Here is a 15,746-nt window from a genome sequence, read left to right as displayed (position 1 = left end):
GATATATTACCATACCCTCTACGGAATGAGCACGAAAAATAACCCCACAAAGTGAGGTTATACTTTCGAAGTATGATTAGATTACTTTGCGGCGACCCGGAAACTTAATCTTTCTGTATCAGCGAAGCAGAGTCCTGATCGAGATACAACCACCAATCAGCATGAGTTTTAAGAATCGAGGATGGAGTCCGTTCAGTAACGCCTGCTTCCAATGTCTTACGGATCGCGTCTGCCTTCACATGATGAGGTACACACGAAATAATCGTTTTGCTGCTCATAATCTGATGGACTGTCATCGTAATGGCCTGCTTCGGTACTGTATCGAGTGATTCAAACCAACCTTCTCGAACTTGCTGCGCTTTACAGTCCTCGTCCAGATCGACAACTTTGTATGCCGCATTCGYATCGAAATCAGCAGGTGGATCGTTAAAGGCAATATGAGCGTTCTCTCCAATTCCAATCAACGCCAGGTCAATCGGTTTCTTACGGATATCGGCTGTCAACTGCTGGAGATGGGCGGCCACATCGCCTTCGCCATCAACAAGGTGAGCCCGAGCTACTGGGGCGAAGGACAGAAATCGTTCCTTCAAATACTTGCGAAAGCTCGCTGGGTGGGACTCCAATAGACCAACGTATTCATCCAAGTGAAACATTTCAACCTTGCTCCAATCGATCGCCTTCGCTTGAAGGGCTAGAAAGAAAGGAAATTGAGAAGCTCCCGTTGAAAGCACGATTCTAGCGTAGCCTTGCTTCTCTATGGTGGAGTTCAATATTTCTTCCACTTGGTCTGCTGCTGCTGCGCCTAATTGCTCAGCTGTGTCTAATACTTGAATGTTCATTGTAACCTCCAGTTAGTAATAGTAATCGATTACTATATATTCGTAGTTTATCATAATTGATTGTTACTGTCATTTGATTTTTATAACAGTAATCGGATTCTGGATTGCAAGAAGGTTCCCGCTGTCACAAAACAATCAAATCATTGTCACAATTTTCTCACTATTATCCCGATACCATTTCATCTTCATTGCTTATACTTGGTAATGAAAGGGTTATCATGCTGATTAGGAAGGGATGATCGACATGCAAATCAAATGGTTTCGCAGAAAATCGGATAATCAAGAGGTAAGTCTCATCGTTAACGGGGAGACGAAAGCAAATCACAATGCTATCTCTCTTCCACCCATAGTCGGAGAAGACGCGGCACAGTCGATTGTAAGAGCACGGAATGTGAACGATTGGTTAGACCAGGCGGTTCGTGACTGTCAAGAAAGCGGGGGGTTGGACCATCTTGCAGGTACGGGCAAACCGATTGTTGTTCAGGGTGGAGACCCTTTGAACTCTATGCTCAAAAATGCAAATATTCTCCCTCCCTGGCTCGAACTACAGCATGAAATCCGAAATCGGATTGTGAAGCTTATTCAACGGATGGATCTGGGTCAGCAAGATATAACAGAAGAATTACAAGCTATCAATAAACAAATTATTCGCTATAATCAATCTGTTCCTACGCCTGTGCTCCAGAAGGGCCGGATCGCGGTAGAGAGTATTCGTGATCAAGTGGACCGTTGGCTATAGGACAACATAATCCGCCTGCTCCGCTGTCCGACAACGTAAGGACGCTTGTCGGACAGATCAGCAAGCCAGCCAGCCTGAGAAGAGGTACGAAGTAAGTATTACTGAGGTTGTATGACGGGAGCACTCATTGGGGTAGCTGCTCCCTCCCCTTTTTGCAATTGATACATTTTGTAGTAGCGACCTTGTAACTGCATCAGTTCATCATGGTTGCCACTCTCCACGACTTCACCGCGATGCAGGACGAGTATACGATCTGCATCGCGAATCGTTGAGAGCCGGTGCGCGATGACGAACGTTGTACGGCCTTCCCGCAACACGTGCAGAGCTTGCTGAATAATGCCTTCCGTCTCGCTATCAATGCTCGCTGTCGCTTCATCCAGAATCAGAATCGCCGGATTGAATACAAGGGCGCGGGCGAAGGAGATGAGTTGGCGCTGACCGGCCGATAATGTGTTCCCTCTCTCCACAACAGGCTCGTTCAACCCGCCGGGCAGCTGATTGACGAAGTTCTCCGCTCCTACTTCCCGAAGTGCCTGCCGAATCTGTTCCTCACTGATCGACTTATTGTACATCCCGACATTAAACTTGATGTCACCAGTAAACAAGAATGGATCTTGCAACACGATGCCCATATGTCGTCGCAGCTCCTGCTTCGAGAAGCCTGTGATGTCGTTTCCTTCAATCGTTATGGTCCCCTTGCTTGGCTCATAGAAGCCGAGCAGCAAGTTCATGATTGAGCTCTTGCCGGAACCCGTATGACCGACTAAGGCAATCGTCTCTCCCTGGCGAGCTTCGAACGAGATGTTGCGCAATACATAATCCTCATCGTTGTAAGCGAAGGAAACTTGATCGAATTTGACATACCCGCGAGGGCGTTCGCCATTCGGATTCTCTTCCGTGTCCACTCCTTCCAGATCGAGTAAAGCGAACACTCGCTCAGCCGATACGAAAGCTCTCTGAGCGTTGGTGAGTTGTTCGAATATGCCGATAATCGGTTGAAACACCCGGCCCAAATAATCAATAAACGCGTACAATACACCGAATGAGATCGCCGTATGCAACGATTGATTGCCGAAGTACCATAGCACTAATGCTGTAGTCAAACTGCCGACTAATCCGACAATGTTACGAGCGGACAAGGAGAACAAGCGAAACTGCTTGCGTTGATTCACATACCGTTCTTCGTTCAATACTTCGAACTCGCCGATCCTCCCTTTCTCCCGACGGAAGGCCTGAATAATCGGCATCACATTGATCGTCTCGTTCAGCATCGCATTCATATCGCTGAGACGTGCGCGCATGATCTTGACATACCCTTTCGCATACTTGAGGTGAAAGCGCATGACGAGATAGAAGAACGGGACAAGCACAAGCGTAATAAGGGCGAGCTTCAGATCCAGGATCGCAATCGCCACGAATATTCCGATCAGATTGACGCCGCTGACCACGAATGTTGCCATGAAGCTCATGAATAAGTCCCGTATCGCTTCGGTATCGTTCGCGACACGCGACACAACTTGACCGATCGGTGTGTTGTCGAAATAACGAACTGGGATACGGTGAATTTGTTTCATGATGTCCATCCGCATTCGTTGAATAATACTTAAAGCCGTAGACTGCAGGATGTAAGATTGAGCAAATGTTAATCCACCTGATACGAGCAACAGGATTAGATACAATGCGATCAGCCACACTATGGGCTGAATGTCGTTACTATAGAAATCCGTTACTTGCTGGGAGGTTAGCTCGGTATTCGTTCCTGAAGAGCTGGATAATACGAATGTCGAATTTCTCTGTTTAATTGACGCTTGCGCCCATCCACCTGTCGCTTGCCCAGGCTTCAACCAGTCTTCTCGTATATACGCCTTGCCTTGAAAGACGATCGACTGCATGTCGCTCGGTACTTGCTGCAGAGAAGACTCATACCAGGTGTTCTCGATCGCTAGAATATGTTTATCAATAATAATCTTGGCAATATAAGGTCCGGCAAGCTGCGTCCCGACTGCTACAACCAGAATGAGCAGCGCAAGCGTAATCTTGCCTTTATATAACATCGCGTAGCCTGCTAAGCGTCCAATGATGGATGATTTGCTTTCGGCTTCGATAACTTCCATGCTCCTCACTCCTTCTCCAGTTCGTTCATCAGCGACGATTCCATCTGTTGCCGATCATATTGTTCCTTGTACCAACCGCCTATAGCCATCAATTGATCATGCGTCCCTCGCTCCACGATCCGTCCTTCGTCCAGTACAAGGATAAGTTGTGCATGATTGACTGCCGATAGGCGGTGTGTCGCAATCAGGGTCGTCTTGCCAGCGCGTTCACGGCGAATATTACTCAAGATGCGGTTCTCGGTCCGAGCATCAACGGCAGATAATGCGTCGTCCAAGATAAGAATCTCCGGGTCGGTCAGCAATGCTCTTGATATCCCTACCCGCTGTTTCTGTCCGCCGGACAGCATAACTCCGTACTCTCCAATAACCGTCTCTAACCCTTCCTTCATTTGCTTAACATCTTCACTAAACGATGCCATCTCCACCACTTTGTTCAACTCTTCAGGACTGGCATCATGATGGCCAAGTGCAATATTGTCGCGAATGCTCTTGGATAGCAGCAAGTGCTCTTGCGGAACGTACCCGATCCATCCCTTGACCTTCTCCAGGGCAATACGTTCGATAGGAACCCCAGTAATTAGTACCTTGAATTCTTCAACCGGATATTGACGGAGTAATTGCTTCAGCAGTGTACTCTTCCCGCTTCCAGTCCGGCCTACGATACCGAGAGTCTCTCCCCTGTTCAGACGGAATGTAATATCCTTCAGACTGTCCGTCTGGGCGGATGGGTAGCGGAACGTAAGTCCATTGAACTCGATCGACATCGGAATATCGACTTGTAACGGTTTGGCGCTGTCCTGTACGTCCGGCTGCTGTCCGAACGATTCGTACATCCGATCTGCGGACGCACTGCCTCGCTGTAAGATGTTAATAAACTCGCCGAAAGATATCATAGGCCAGATGAGCATACCCAAATAGATGTTGAACGAAACGAGTTGACCCAGTGTGAGCTCATTATGAAAGACCAGGTAAGAACCGTATCCAATCCCAATCGAATAGCTGATTCCCACGATCGAAGAGATAATCGGCTGGAATAAGGAGTTCATCATCGCGACACTCCGGTTCTTAGCCATTACATCCTTCGTAACTCGGTCGAATGCCTCCAGATCGCTGCTCTCTTGTACATACGAACGTAGAACGCGCAGCCCGGATATGGACTCTAAGGCATGATCATTCATTCGGCCGAATGACGCCTGCGCAGCCATGAATCTGCGGCGCATACGCTTGCCGAGCACATTGATCGCGATAGCTAGGAATGGCAGCGGAATTAAGGCAGCCAACATGAGCTTGTAATCGATTAGTACGACCATCGTAACTAATACGACCGTTGTTCCCACTATGGTACTCACGAGGGTGAGCACACCGAAACCAGCTGTTTGGCTTATGGCCAGTACATCATTGGTCGCTAATGCCATCAAATCCCCCGTACGGTTTCGATGGAAAAAAGATGGGGTCATTCTCATGAGATGTTGGAACAGCTTGGAACGCAAACTGGTCTCAAGCAGTGCCGAGTTGCCGAACAACGTCGTAACCCAAAAGAAATTCAGAACATACACGAGCAGGCCGAGTCCAATCAGGAATGAAATCGTCTGCACAAGAGTCGAAGAAGTCAACTCCTCTAATCGGATCGAATCGATCACGGTCCCGATCATCTTAGGAGGTATAATGCTGAGCACATTCACGAGTACAATTGCCGCAATAGAGAACGTGTAATGTGCCCATCGATCCTTGAAAAACCATGACAGCTTGGAAATAAAATTCATGTCAACCACCTCACACCATATTCGAACATACGTTCCATTCATGAGTCATTGTTTCATTATACATCACAGCATTTTTTTGGTATACCCTATTTTTTTCAAATCATGGATCAACAGGGCGACTATAATAGAATAACAAATGAGGCCGGGATTGAACCCGGATTTTTCAACTATGAATCATTTTTTCCCCACTTGATTCCATGAATTCTAATAGGTATGATAGATACGAACGAATGTACGTTATTTCTAGGAGGCTGAACAATGACGTATTTCCCCCAATCTACACGTTACGACACCATGAAGTACAACAGAAGCGGCCGATCCGGATTGAAGCTACCGGCTATCTCCCTCGGGCTGTGGCACAATTTCGGCGGTGTTGACCGACAAGAGAACATGCGCAGCATGCTGACAAGATCGTTCGATCTGGGCATTACCCATTTCGACTTGGCTAACAACTACGGACCCCCTCCAGGATCAGCAGAAGAACATTTCGGCAGCATCCTTAGTTCAGATTTACGTGCCTATCGCGATGAGCTGATCATCTCCACGAAGGCAGGCTATCTGATGTGGCCAGGACCTTATGGGGAATGGGGTTCGAAGAAGTATATTGTAGCCAGCCTCGATCAGAGCTTGAAACGGATGGGGCTCGACTACGTGGACATCTTCTATTCGCATCGTCCAGACCCGGAGACGCCTCTGGAAGAAACGATGGGTGCCCTTGATCAACTGGTCCGACAAGGCAAAGCATTATATGTAGGGATCTCCTCGTATAGTGCCGAACAAACGGCTCAAGCATCCGCCATTATGAAACGTCTGGGAACACCGCTTCTCATTCATCAGCCTAACTATTCCATTCTGAACCGATGGATTGAAGATGGTTTGCAGGACGTGCTTGATCAAGAGGGAATTGGCAGTATTGCATTCTGTCCACTTGCTCAGGGGCTACTGACCAGCCGATATTTGACCGGAATTCCCGAAGATTCAAGAGCGGCCAGGAATGTGTTTCTGAAGAGCAACGGGATTACTGAAGAGAAGATCAACACGATTAAAGCATTGAATGAATTGGCTGCTGAGCGCGGGCAATCGCTCGCCCAGATGTCTCTCGCGTGGGTATTGCGAGGCGGTCGGGTGACGTCGGCACTGATCGGAGCAAGCCGGGTTTCCCAAATCGAGGAGAACGTTGCAGCGTTAGCCAATTTGATTTTCACCGATGAGGAATTGCGCCGGATCGACGAAATCGTGGCACAATAATACAATTATACACGAACAACTGCTTTCGTCCCTCCAATCAGAGGTCGAATAGCAGTTGTTTTTTTATCCAAAATCTATGGGGTACGGCTCCTGAGTTTAGTCGAATATGTTACGATACAGGAAAGTACATTGAAGAGATCACTAAAGGGGGATTGTTCATGTCGGATTCGAATCATAACGAGCAGGGGCAACAATCGGAGCGTGAACGAATTATTGGACGCATGCAGCAAGAAGAAGCCATAATGTGGGAATATGGAACAGGTAACGGAGCCAGGGAAGGTTCTGCTGAATCAACAGGTGCCCCTGACAAATCAATTCAACGCAAGCCATGGAGAGGCATCCAAGTATGGAAAGGGATTGGCCTCGTCGCGCTACTACATCTGATGCTTGTCTTCATCCCGGTCGCCTATCTGATTATTGGACTCGTTCAGTGGTTGTATATTATCCCGGTCATGCTATTGAACCGCCAAGATCCAGCGCTACTCCGAGGAATCCTTATAGCATCAGGAGCGACCTTCGTTCTTAATGCTGTTTGGCTCGCAGTTGCTCTTGGTGCGTTTGGTTGAAACCTGTCCACTGCAGAACTACGGCTGCACAAATGGCACCTACCAGCCCCATCTCGATATCTTTTACCGAGTCCCATATGTCCCCCTGCATTCCCACATAATCCTGAGCAAGCTGAGCGTTAACGAGCAGCGCAAGTCGCATTTCGACGATCTCGAAACAGCCGCTGAACGAAACGAGTATGGTAACCGGAAGGAAAGCCGCCCATAGACGGCTCAAACCAGATAAACGTACCAACCACTCGCGGACCGGATATACGAGCAGCAGTCCGAACAAGAAATGGACGAGTCTGTCGTAGTAGCTTCGTTTCGTATGGAACGCCGATTTCAGCCAATCGTCGAGCGGCGTTTGCTGGTATGTATAGTGGGCGCCAACCGTATGGAAGCACAGGAAAAGGAAAATGAAGAAATAAGAAGCATTAGAGAAGCGGAATTTTCGGTAGGTAAGCGCCAGAGTGGCTAATGTCACGATGGTTAGCACGTTCTCCAGCAGCCACTCCCCTCTGCTAGTTGGCTTGATTGCCAAGAGTAGCCAAATAATCGAATAACCTATGATCATCAGCTGGAGCTTCCGGTTCCCTTTGAACCCCTGGACTTCGCTTAACCTGCTTTGCAAGGCATTTCCTCCTATACATCTGATTAACCACACGTACCCAGCAGATGATTACTGACGGGATCTTACTTCCAGAACCGCAAACTTCAAATAATCGCCCTCGTCCACTCCAAGGATGTGCGGGTGATCTTTGCCAGCCCCAGTGAATTCGATTAGCCGTACGATCTTATTCGCATCCGCCGCTGCCGCATGGATCGTCTCCATGAACAACTCGGGACGCACATGATACGAACAGCTTGCCGTTACCAAATACCCGCCCTCATTGACCAGCTTCATCGCATGTAGATTAATATCTTTGTATCCCCGGCAAGCCGACTCTACCGAGGTCTTGGATTTCGCGAATGCAGGCGGGTCCAGAATGACCACATCCCATGTACGGCCTTGTGCTGCCAGAGGCTTGGACGTGTCCACTTTCTTCGTTGATTCTTGTCCCACTGCAGAACCAGCCCGCACACGGCGTTCTTCCAGCCCCTTCACATGCTCCCGCAAATAGTCGAAGGCATCGGCCACGACGAATTCCACCCGATCCTCGAATCCGTTCAGCTCTACGTTACGCCGGGCGGAATTAATCGCATGCTCCGATATATCGAGACACGTGACTTTCTTCGCTCCGTACAAGCAAGCATGCAACGAGAAGCTGCCGGTATGCGAGAAGCATTCCAGAACAGTCGCCCCATCCCAATACGGGAATGTGACTTCCTTGCCGTTCGCATTGAATGGAGCCATCCGCCCGCTAAGAGCTGCAGGTGCAACAGGATCAGCTAAAGTAAGTTCGCTATTATCTTGCTCAACAACGCGAAGTTCAATCCCACTACGGCGTCCCCAGCCCTTCATCAGCTTGGCAAGAGACGCCCGATTCTCGCGTTGATCGAAGAAATAGCCTGTCTTCTGCCCTTCCACGATGTCCACTTCCATATGCAAGCCATTCTCCATGATCCGTACATACCTCGGACATTCCCCGGCTAGCACGCCTGTCTGCAGCTCCAAGCCTTCTAATCTACGAACGGGAACATCGCTGCGCTCGTAAATCCCTTTCGGTTGAAACACTTCATTCAAGGCCGACACGATCTCCTCTCGCCGTACATCCATCCCAAGCGACAAGATTTGCACGACCAGCACATCCGCATACTTGTCCACAACGAGCCCAGGTAAGAAATCTGCTTCCCCAAACACGAGCCGATAAGCATCGGTATTGTGTACAAACCGCGTCCTATGTTCCATCGCGCGATGGAATCGATCTACGAAAAAACTACGATCCATCTTGTCCAGAGGCGCGTAGTTCACGATTCGAACAGCAATTTGTGAATTCGGATTGATGTAGCCTACAGCTAGAAATTGGCCTTGATGCGTCACGACGTTGACGAGGTCACCAGGTGTGTACTCCCCCTCAATCCGCTCCACTTCATTCTGGAACACCCAGGGATGTCCTTGTTCCACACGTTTCTTCCTCTTCCGATCCAATACTACACTTGCCATATGTTCCTCCTCCAGTTATCGAGCCCTGCCATATTGCTTGTCATGCCCGTCCAACTCCACACATATTCTTGAGATATGTACAACATGCACCGAACGGCAAAGGAGACCGTCTTATGTTACATCAAATCATACTTCCTTTATTGGTCGGATTAGGCGTATTTCTGACCGGCATGAAAGTCATGGAGCTCGCGCTTCATCAATGGGCCGGCCCCTACTTGACCGGTCTGATCGAACGATTCACCCGGACACCAGTCCGTGGGATGCTGATCGGAACCGGCGTCACGGCCGTTCTGCAGAGCAGCAGCGCCATCACGGTTATATGTATCGGCCTCGTGAACGCAGGCCTTATGACGTTTCCACGTACGCTTGGGATCATACTCGGCACTAACATAGGCTCTTGCCTGACGACCGAGCTGATCGGGCTCAATCTGACGAAGCTGGCGCTGCCGGTCCTGCTCGGCGCGGCTTCGGTATGGCTCGGGACGATCGCACTCGTCCCGCTGCGCTCTACTCGACTGCGCCGCTGGCTGCACAGCACACGCAGTCTGTCGCTTGCGGCGTGCGGCTTCGCCGCCATCATGCTTGGCGTCGAAGTGATGCAGACGATCGTGCCCGAACTACAGTCGCGCGGCCTGTTCGCGTGGTTCGTCGAGCACGCGCAGCGCAGCGTGCTGTGGGGCGTCATCGCCGGCGCGGCAGTTACCGCGTTGATCCACAGCAGCGCCGCCGTCATCGCGATGACGATGGGGCTCGCGGCCGTGCAGGCGGTGCCGGTCGAACTCGGCATCGCCATCGTGCTCGGCGCCAACGTTGGCACGTGCGCCACGGCGCTTATCGCCAGCATCGGCGCCAGCCGCAGCGGGCAATTCGTGGCGTGGTCGCACATCGCGCTCAACGTCGGCGGTGCCTTGTTGTTCTTGCCGCTGCTGCCGCTGCTGCACCAAGCGTCCGTGCTACTGAGCGATTCGCCCTCCGGGCAAATCGCTCATGCGCAGACGCTGTTCAACATCGTCAGCTCGCTGATTGCGCTGCCGTTATGCTACTTGCCAGCCCTCAATAAGCGGCCGGCTGCGTAGGGGCACTGCCCTCGGCGCCGCTCATGATCGCGACGCCAGAGCTCGTGCCGAGGCGGGTCGCCCCCGCCTCGATCATCGCAAGCGCGGTCGGCCAGTCACGGACGCCGCCCGACGCCTTCACTTGCACGTGCGACGACACCGCCGTGCGCATCAAGCGAATGTCGTCCACCGTCGCCCCGCCAGGGCCGAAGCCGGTGGACGTCTTCACGAAATGCGCGCCGGCTTGCTCGGCCAGCTCGCACGCCTCCCGCTTCTGTGCATCATTCAGGAAGCCCGTCTCCAGAATCACCTTCACGATCGCTTGCCCCTCTACCGCCTTCACAACTTCACGAATATCCGCTTGAACCGCGGCATGGTTGCCATCCAGAAACAGGCCGACGGCCATGACCATATCGATATCACTCGCTCCCAGCTCGGCGGCACGTGCAGCTTCGAACGCTTTCGCCGCGGATGCTGAAGCCCCTAGCGGGAATCCTACGACAGCGCTGATCTTGACCGCAGAACCAGCCAGCTCCTCCCGGCAGAACGGCACCCAATATCCATTCACGCACACGCTGTAGAAGCCGTATTGCACTGCCTCGCGGCACAGCTTATGTATGGCAGACGTGGTGGCGTCCGCTTTTAGCAAGGTATGGTCGATATAGGCCGGAACCTGTATCAATCCGATCGATCCTTGCTCCAGATTAGCTTCGTTCATGCGTCCTTGACCTCTTTTCCTAACAATTGCAGGGCTCGCTTCAGAACGTTATTGTTGTTCCCATAACCTTGGGCTAGCTGCATCCGCCATGCCGTATCTGGTGATACCCACTCGACAGCATGAATCTCTTCCACTTGCGGCTGATGGGTACCATCCATGGCTTGAACCAAGTAATAGTGCACTTCTTTATCAACCTTCCCCAGCGTGGGGTGCTCATATTGATAAGTGACGGTTTCCAAGGTTTGATGAATGCGCCCTCGAATGCCAGTTTCCTCCTGGATTTCTCTTAGCGCCGTTTGCTCCACCGTCTCACCAGGCTCCATCTTGCCCTTAGCCAGAGTCACTTTACCATAACGGTCTTGAATCATCTGGATTTCTACGACTTCCCCATTGCGCCGAAAAACAACACCACCTGCTGAAATTTCTTTCACCTTGAACATCTCCTTTCGTCTGTAATTCATATATACAAGAAGGATTCCGTCTCTATTCATAGAGAACGAAATCCCGAACCGCGTTATATGCTCAAGCCAATGGCCGCACAAGCAATTATGATTATTGCGAAACCGCTTCGAGCCCTGAGGGAATCTCGAATGGTTGTAGGGCTTCGCCTGCCGAACGGATCACAGGGCGCTGCAAGACGCGCACAAGCTCTCCATGGCACTCATTCACACCTGCTTCGGTTACACGTACTTCACACACTTGACCCAGCATGTCCTTCGTCCCCTGGAACACTACATTCAAGTAATTGTCCGAGTAGCCTTGAATGAGCCCGCTATCCGGTGCTCCCTTGTAAGTTCGTTCGGGAATGACTTCCAACGTCTCGCCTACATATTGCTCCGCATAGGAGAGTTGCATCCGCTCCGACAAGTCGATCAGATCATGTACCCGCTCATTCTTCACTTCATCGTCAACCTGGTCTTCCATCCGTGCAGCCGGTGTGCCCGTACGTTTGGAATAAGGGAAAACGTGCATCTCGGCGAACCCCATACGCTCCATGAAGCTTACGCCTTCGCGGAACATCTCTTCGGTCTCGCCAGGGAACCCGACGATAACGTCTGTCGTAATCGCCACCCCCGGCATAGCCTTATGGATGAGCGCGATCTTCTCGCCGAACTCGTCGGTCGTGTATTTGCGGCGCATCCGAGCCAATACGCGATCATCGCCTGATTGCAGCGGTATGTGCAGATGGCGACACATCTTGGGAGAAGTGTTCAGCACTTCGATCACGCGCTCGTTGATCTGACTTGCTTCAATCGAGCTGATACGAATACGCTTCAACCCTTCTACCTTATCCAAGTCCCACAGCAGCTCAGCCAACCCGTAATCTTCCATATCTTCCCCATAGCCGCCTGTATGAATACCAGTCAATACAATTTCCTGATAACCGGCTTCGACTAGCATGTGTGCTTGCTTGATAACGCTCTCCGGCTTGCGGCTACGCATCAGGCCTCGTGACCAAGGAATGATACAGAAGGTGCAAAAGTTGTTGCAGCCTTCCTGGATCTTCAGAAACGCCCGTGTCCGGTCATCGAACTGAGGTACATCCAGCTCTTCGAACTCTCGGGTCTTCATAATGTTACGTACTGCGTTGATCGGCTGGCGATCCTGCTCGAACTGACGGATCAGCGGCAATATCCGGTCCCGATCCTGCGTTCCGATCACCATATCCACGCCAGGAATCGCTAACAGCTCCGCTGGTGACGTCTGAGCGTAACAGCCGGTTACCGCCACGACAGCATCAGGATTACGCCGTATCGCCCGACGAATGATTTGTCGACTCTTCTTGTCACCGGTATTCGTTACCGTACACGTATTAATGACATAGACATCGGCTGTTTGCTCGAAATCCACTTGCTCGTAGCCATCATTTTTGAACAACTGCCAGATTGCTTCCGTATCGTAAAAGTTGACTTTGCAGCCCAGTGTATGAAACGCAACTGTGGACATCGCCGTCAGCCTCCCATCTCTCCTGTTTCGTATAACACACATGTTAACCCGACCATGCCCGCTGTCTCGGTTCGCAATATCCTTGCACCCAAGCCAACAGCTGTACAACCAGCCGCTTCTGCTTCCTGAAGCTCTTGCTCCGTGAAGCCGCCTTCCGGCCCAACAATGAGCAGTACAGATCGCCCTTGAACCTCTGCCGCATCCGCCGGAAAAGCTTCCCGCAACGCGGTTCGCAGCAGCTTCCCGCTTGGCTTCTCGTAACAGAAGAACGCCGCATCCGATTCCTTCACCAGCTTCAGCAGCTGTTTCCAGGACAACGGCGCATCCACATCAGGTACGCGATTGCGGTGGGCTTGCTCCGCCGCTTCCTTGGCGATCTTGCGCCAGCGGTCAATGCGCTTCGCTTCCTTACGCTCGTCGTATTGCACAACAGTTCGTGCTGACAGGAACGGTATGAAACGGGTCGCCCCGATTTCCGTCCCTTTCTGAATAACCGTTTCTAGCTTATCGCCTTTCGGCAAGCTTTGCGCTATCCAAACGTTCACAGCCGGTTCAGCCAGCAAGGGCAGCTCATCCACGACCGCAGCTCTGATCAGTCCCGACTCGATGCTGGTAATCTTTGCGAGTACCTCGCGTCCTTGCCCGTCACTGCATATGATCGACTCGCCGACCCGCGCTCTCATCACCTTTTGCAAGTGGTGGGCATCATCGCCGGTTAAGACCGCCTCGCTGGAGGTTAATTGCCCGGGGGCAATGAAATATCTCTGCATTTTGTCTTGACCTCGCACTTTCGCACTATCATACTTTCGGTGAATATCCACCCTACATCTTACATCTTTTTACGTGAAAAAGCTACCTGACCTCGCCCATGACACAGCCGGACGCAGCCTGATACAACAAAATCGGAGGTTGTAAAATAAAAGAACATCCGGATAGATGTTCTTCTTGAGTAGCAATCCATTTTATAAGATCCAACTGGCAAATCGGAGTAGACCTTCCATAATATCACCTGTGAGCATCAAGATCGGCTGAAGTGTCACGCGGTATAGAGGAGGAATAAAGATCAGGATTAAGAATACGAATATGCCCCACTGTTCATTCTGCGACATCTTATAACGGACATGCGTCGGTGCCAAATCCGCAATAATTCGGTACCCGTCGAGCGGAGGAAGCGGAATGAGATTGAACAGGAACAGCAATGAATTGAATTGAATAAGGAAGCCAAAAAACATCTTGACCGCATCAACGACACCCTTGGAAGCCTGATCAAGTGCACCGAATTTAACTAGTGCCACATAAATCAAGGCGCCAATAAAAGCGATCAGCAAGTTACTAAGCGGTCCGACCGCTGACACTATAACGCCCATCAACCGGGGATGCTTGAACCGTCCCCGGTTCACCAGGACAGGCTTAGCCCAACCGAAACCCGCGATCAGAAAAAGCAACGTACCCAGGATGTCGAGATGCACCATCGGATTGAGCGTAACCCGGCCCATATCGTAAGCCGTGCGGTCTCCGAATTTGTAAGCCGAGTACGCATGAGCGAATTCATGCACTGTAAACGCAATGATCAACACCAACACAACGAACGGAAGCTCATCTAGCGAATACCGAAAAAATCCGCCCAAATCCATATCCCCACCTACGCTTTCTTCGCCACGAAGGCGATCCAGTCTTGATCGCGGTGCTTGGCCGAGATGGTGAATCCTGCTGCCAGCAAGCCTTGCTCCACATCGTCTTCCTTATTCTTGTAGATGCCCGATGCGATGTACGTACCACCCGATACGAGCGCCTCGTAAACATCGGTAACGAACAGCAATATGATTTCGGCTAGTATATTCGCCACGACCAGTTCTACCGGCAGCTTTACGCCAAGTCGTCCCTCCGCCGCCACGTTATTGTCCCGTAGAACGCCCAACAAATCACTTTCCATTACCGTGATCCGACTCTCAAGTTCATTCAGTCTAATATTCTCCCGCGCACTGGATACCGCTACTGGATCCAAATCTAGCGCCAGAACACGGTTCGCCCCGAGCTTAGCTGCAGCAATTGCCAACACGCCAGAGCCTGTGCCTACGTCGATCATATCGGTACCTGGCTGCAGTACCTGCTCTAATGTACGCAGACAGAGTGACGTCGTAGGGTGCGTACCGGTTCCGAAGGCCATCCCAGGGTCAAGCTCCAGAATGATCTCATCAGGGTGTTCCGGTTTGTAATCTTCCCAAGTCGGCTTGATGGTCAGACGGTCGGAGATGCGAAGTGGCTTGTAATATTGCTTCCATGCCGTCGCCCAGTCTTCCTCGTCCACCTCGCGAGTTGACACATCAGCCCGACCGACATCAATGCCGATCTCATCACGCAGCATGATGACGAATTCTTTTAACTGCTCCACCAATCCGTCCAGATTTTCCGGCTCCGCGTAATAAGCCTGAATAATGGCTTCCCCTTCCGGAATATCGTTCAGCGGTTTCTCGTACCATTGCCCGAACGACGTATCGCGCTCCTTGTTCAGCGTGCCCGACTCTTCAATCGATACCCCGCCCGCTCCCATCTCGTGAAATACGTTCGAGATCATTTCTATTGCTTCCTCTGTCGTATGTATCGTAATTTCAAACCAACGCATCGTTTTTGTACTCCCTTTTAGTCAAATAATATTCCCATGTATAAGCAC

At 51.0% G+C, this 15,746-nt stretch carries 15 protein-coding genes; 4 read left to right on the top strand and 11 right to left on the bottom strand.

Translation table 11 applies throughout. The features are described 5' to 3' along the window. Positions 1–104: 104 nt before the first annotated feature. Positions 105–839, bottom strand: coding sequence for a glucosamine-6-phosphate deaminase (locus AC1DWB_RS17380; RefSeq protein ID WP_477542343.1), 735 nt, complete (start codon positions 837–839; stop codon positions 105–107). Between the two features lie 244 nt (positions 840–1,083). Between AC1DWB_RS17380 and AC1DWB_RS17375 the strand changes: the two genes are divergently transcribed. Continuing rightward, on the top strand, positions 1,084–1,578 hold the full coding sequence (locus AC1DWB_RS17375; RefSeq protein ID WP_477542342.1) for a DnaJ family domain-containing protein: 495 nt from the start codon (positions 1,084–1,086) through the stop codon (positions 1,576–1,578). Positions 1,579–1,676: 98 nt separating this feature from the next. On the opposite strand, the gene AC1DWB_RS17370 is transcribed toward AC1DWB_RS17375, so the two are convergent. Both AC1DWB_RS17370 and AC1DWB_RS17365 read right to left on the bottom strand, forming a co-directional pair. Further along, positions 1,677–3,692, bottom strand: a complete 2,016-nt coding sequence (locus AC1DWB_RS17370; RefSeq protein WP_477542341.1) for an ABC transporter ATP-binding protein — start codon at positions 3,690–3,692, stop codon at positions 1,677–1,679. Between the two features lie 5 nt (positions 3,693–3,697). Then, positions 3,698–5,455 carry an ABC transporter ATP-binding protein gene (locus tag AC1DWB_RS17365; protein ID WP_477542340.1) on the bottom strand — a complete coding sequence of 586 codons (1,758 nt, stop codon included), beginning with the start codon at positions 5,453–5,455 and terminating at the stop codon, positions 3,698–3,700. Positions 5,456–5,713: 258 nt separating this feature from the next. Here AC1DWB_RS17365 and mgrA point away from each other — a divergent pair, with 258 nt between their 5' ends. Next, positions 5,714–6,703, top strand: a complete 990-nt coding sequence (mgrA, locus tag AC1DWB_RS17360; protein ID WP_477542339.1) for an L-glyceraldehyde 3-phosphate reductase — start codon at positions 5,714–5,716, stop codon at positions 6,701–6,703. Positions 6,704–6,861: 158 nt separating this feature from the next. Then, on the top strand, positions 6,862–7,269 hold the full coding sequence (locus AC1DWB_RS17355) for a hypothetical protein (RefSeq protein ID WP_477542338.1): 408 nt from the start codon (positions 6,862–6,864) through the stop codon (positions 7,267–7,269). Here the strand turns inward: AC1DWB_RS17355 and AC1DWB_RS17350 are convergent. Next, positions 7,226–7,882, bottom strand: a complete 657-nt coding sequence (locus tag AC1DWB_RS17350) for a DUF2238 domain-containing protein (RefSeq protein ID WP_477542337.1) — start codon at positions 7,880–7,882, stop codon at positions 7,226–7,228. The two genes, AC1DWB_RS17355 and AC1DWB_RS17350, sit on opposite strands and share 44 nt — an antisense overlap. Positions 7,883–7,930: 48 nt before the next feature. Then, positions 7,931–9,355 carry a class I SAM-dependent rRNA methyltransferase gene (locus tag AC1DWB_RS17345; protein WP_477542336.1) on the bottom strand — a complete coding sequence of 475 codons (1,425 nt, stop codon included), beginning with the start codon at positions 9,353–9,355 and terminating at the stop codon, positions 7,931–7,933. Between the two features lie 113 nt (positions 9,356–9,468). Here AC1DWB_RS17345 and AC1DWB_RS17340 point away from each other — a divergent pair, with 113 nt between their 5' ends. After that, entirely contained in the window at positions 9,469–10,431 is a 963-nt protein-coding gene (locus AC1DWB_RS17340) for a Na/Pi cotransporter family protein (protein ID WP_477542345.1), read from the top strand. On the opposite strand, the gene deoC is transcribed toward AC1DWB_RS17340, so the two are convergent. The 6 genes from deoC to prmA form a co-directional block, all read right to left on the bottom strand. After that, positions 10,409–11,128: a deoxyribose-phosphate aldolase gene (gene deoC, locus AC1DWB_RS17335; RefSeq protein ID WP_477542335.1), complete on the bottom strand. Its 720-nt coding sequence runs from the start codon at positions 11,126–11,128 to the stop codon at positions 10,409–10,411. The genes AC1DWB_RS17340 and deoC overlap by 23 nt on opposite strands. After that, a complete protein-coding gene (locus AC1DWB_RS17330) occupies positions 11,125–11,568 on the bottom strand; it encodes an NUDIX hydrolase (protein WP_477542344.1) in 444 nt (147 codons plus the stop codon). The genes deoC and AC1DWB_RS17330 overlap by 4 nt, the downstream gene beginning before the upstream one ends. A 112-nt stretch (positions 11,569–11,680) precedes the next feature. Beyond that, the gene (gene mtaB / locus AC1DWB_RS17325) at positions 11,681–13,075 is read right to left on the bottom strand and encodes a tRNA (N(6)-L-threonylcarbamoyladenosine(37)-C(2))-methylthiotransferase MtaB (RefSeq protein ID WP_477542334.1); all 1,395 of its coding nucleotides are present in this window, start codon (positions 13,073–13,075) and stop codon (positions 11,681–11,683) included. A gap of 5 nt (positions 13,076–13,080) precedes the next feature. Beyond that, positions 13,081–13,845: a 16S rRNA (uracil(1498)-N(3))-methyltransferase gene (locus AC1DWB_RS17320; protein WP_477542333.1), complete on the bottom strand. Its 765-nt coding sequence runs from the start codon at positions 13,843–13,845 to the stop codon at positions 13,081–13,083. A 192-nt stretch (positions 13,846–14,037) separates the two neighbouring features. Then, positions 14,038–14,709, bottom strand: a complete 672-nt coding sequence (locus AC1DWB_RS17315; protein ID WP_477542332.1) for a site-2 protease family protein — start codon at positions 14,707–14,709, stop codon at positions 14,038–14,040. An 8-nt stretch (positions 14,710–14,717) separates the two neighbouring features. Next, positions 14,718–15,698: a 50S ribosomal protein L11 methyltransferase gene (prmA, locus tag AC1DWB_RS17310; protein WP_477542331.1), complete on the bottom strand. Its 981-nt coding sequence runs from the start codon at positions 15,696–15,698 to the stop codon at positions 14,718–14,720. Positions 15,699–15,746: the final 48 nt, after the last annotated feature.

The sequence above is a fragment of the Paenibacillus sp. P4_E11 genome (assembly GCF_056401635.1).
The sequence above is the reverse complement of the archived record's forward strand: the minus strand, read 5'-3'. Positions and strand labels throughout refer to the sequence as shown.

Excerpts from the sequence above, each read along its gene's own strand:
- prmA (WP_477542331.1), bottom strand. The coding sequence starts at position 15,698 with ATGCGTTGGTTTGAAATTACGATACATACGACAGAGGAAGCAATAGAA.
- AC1DWB_RS17315 (WP_477542332.1), bottom strand. The coding sequence starts at position 14,709 with ATGGATTTGGGCGGATTTTTTCGGTATTCGCTAGATGAGCTTCCGTTC.
- AC1DWB_RS17375 (WP_477542342.1), top strand. The coding sequence starts at position 1,084 with ATGCAAATCAAATGGTTTCGCAGAAAATCGGATAATCAAGAGGTAAGT.
- AC1DWB_RS17330 (WP_477542344.1), bottom strand. The coding sequence starts at position 11,568 with ATGTTCAAGGTGAAAGAAATTTCAGCAGGTGGTGTTGTTTTTCGGCGC.
- mgrA (WP_477542339.1), top strand. The coding sequence starts at position 5,714 with ATGACGTATTTCCCCCAATCTACACGTTACGACACCATGAAGTACAAC.
- mtaB (WP_477542334.1), bottom strand. The coding sequence starts at position 13,075 with ATGTCCACAGTTGCGTTTCATACACTGGGCTGCAAAGTCAACTTTTAC.
- AC1DWB_RS17320 (WP_477542333.1), bottom strand. The coding sequence starts at position 13,845 with ATGCAGAGATATTTCATTGCCCCCGGGCAATTAACCTCCAGCGAGGCG.
- AC1DWB_RS17340 (WP_477542345.1), top strand. The coding sequence starts at position 9,469 with ATGTTACATCAAATCATACTTCCTTTATTGGTCGGATTAGGCGTATTT.
- AC1DWB_RS17345 (WP_477542336.1), bottom strand. The coding sequence starts at position 9,355 with ATGGCAAGTGTAGTATTGGATCGGAAGAGGAAGAAACGTGTGGAACAA.
- AC1DWB_RS17370 (WP_477542341.1), bottom strand. The coding sequence starts at position 3,692 with ATGGAAGTTATCGAAGCCGAAAGCAAATCATCCATCATTGGACGCTTA.
- AC1DWB_RS17365 (WP_477542340.1), bottom strand. The coding sequence starts at position 5,455 with ATGAATTTTATTTCCAAGCTGTCATGGTTTTTCAAGGATCGATGGGCA.
- deoC (WP_477542335.1), bottom strand. The coding sequence starts at position 11,128 with ATGAACGAAGCTAATCTGGAGCAAGGATCGATCGGATTGATACAGGTT.
- AC1DWB_RS17355 (WP_477542338.1), top strand. The coding sequence starts at position 6,862 with ATGTCGGATTCGAATCATAACGAGCAGGGGCAACAATCGGAGCGTGAA.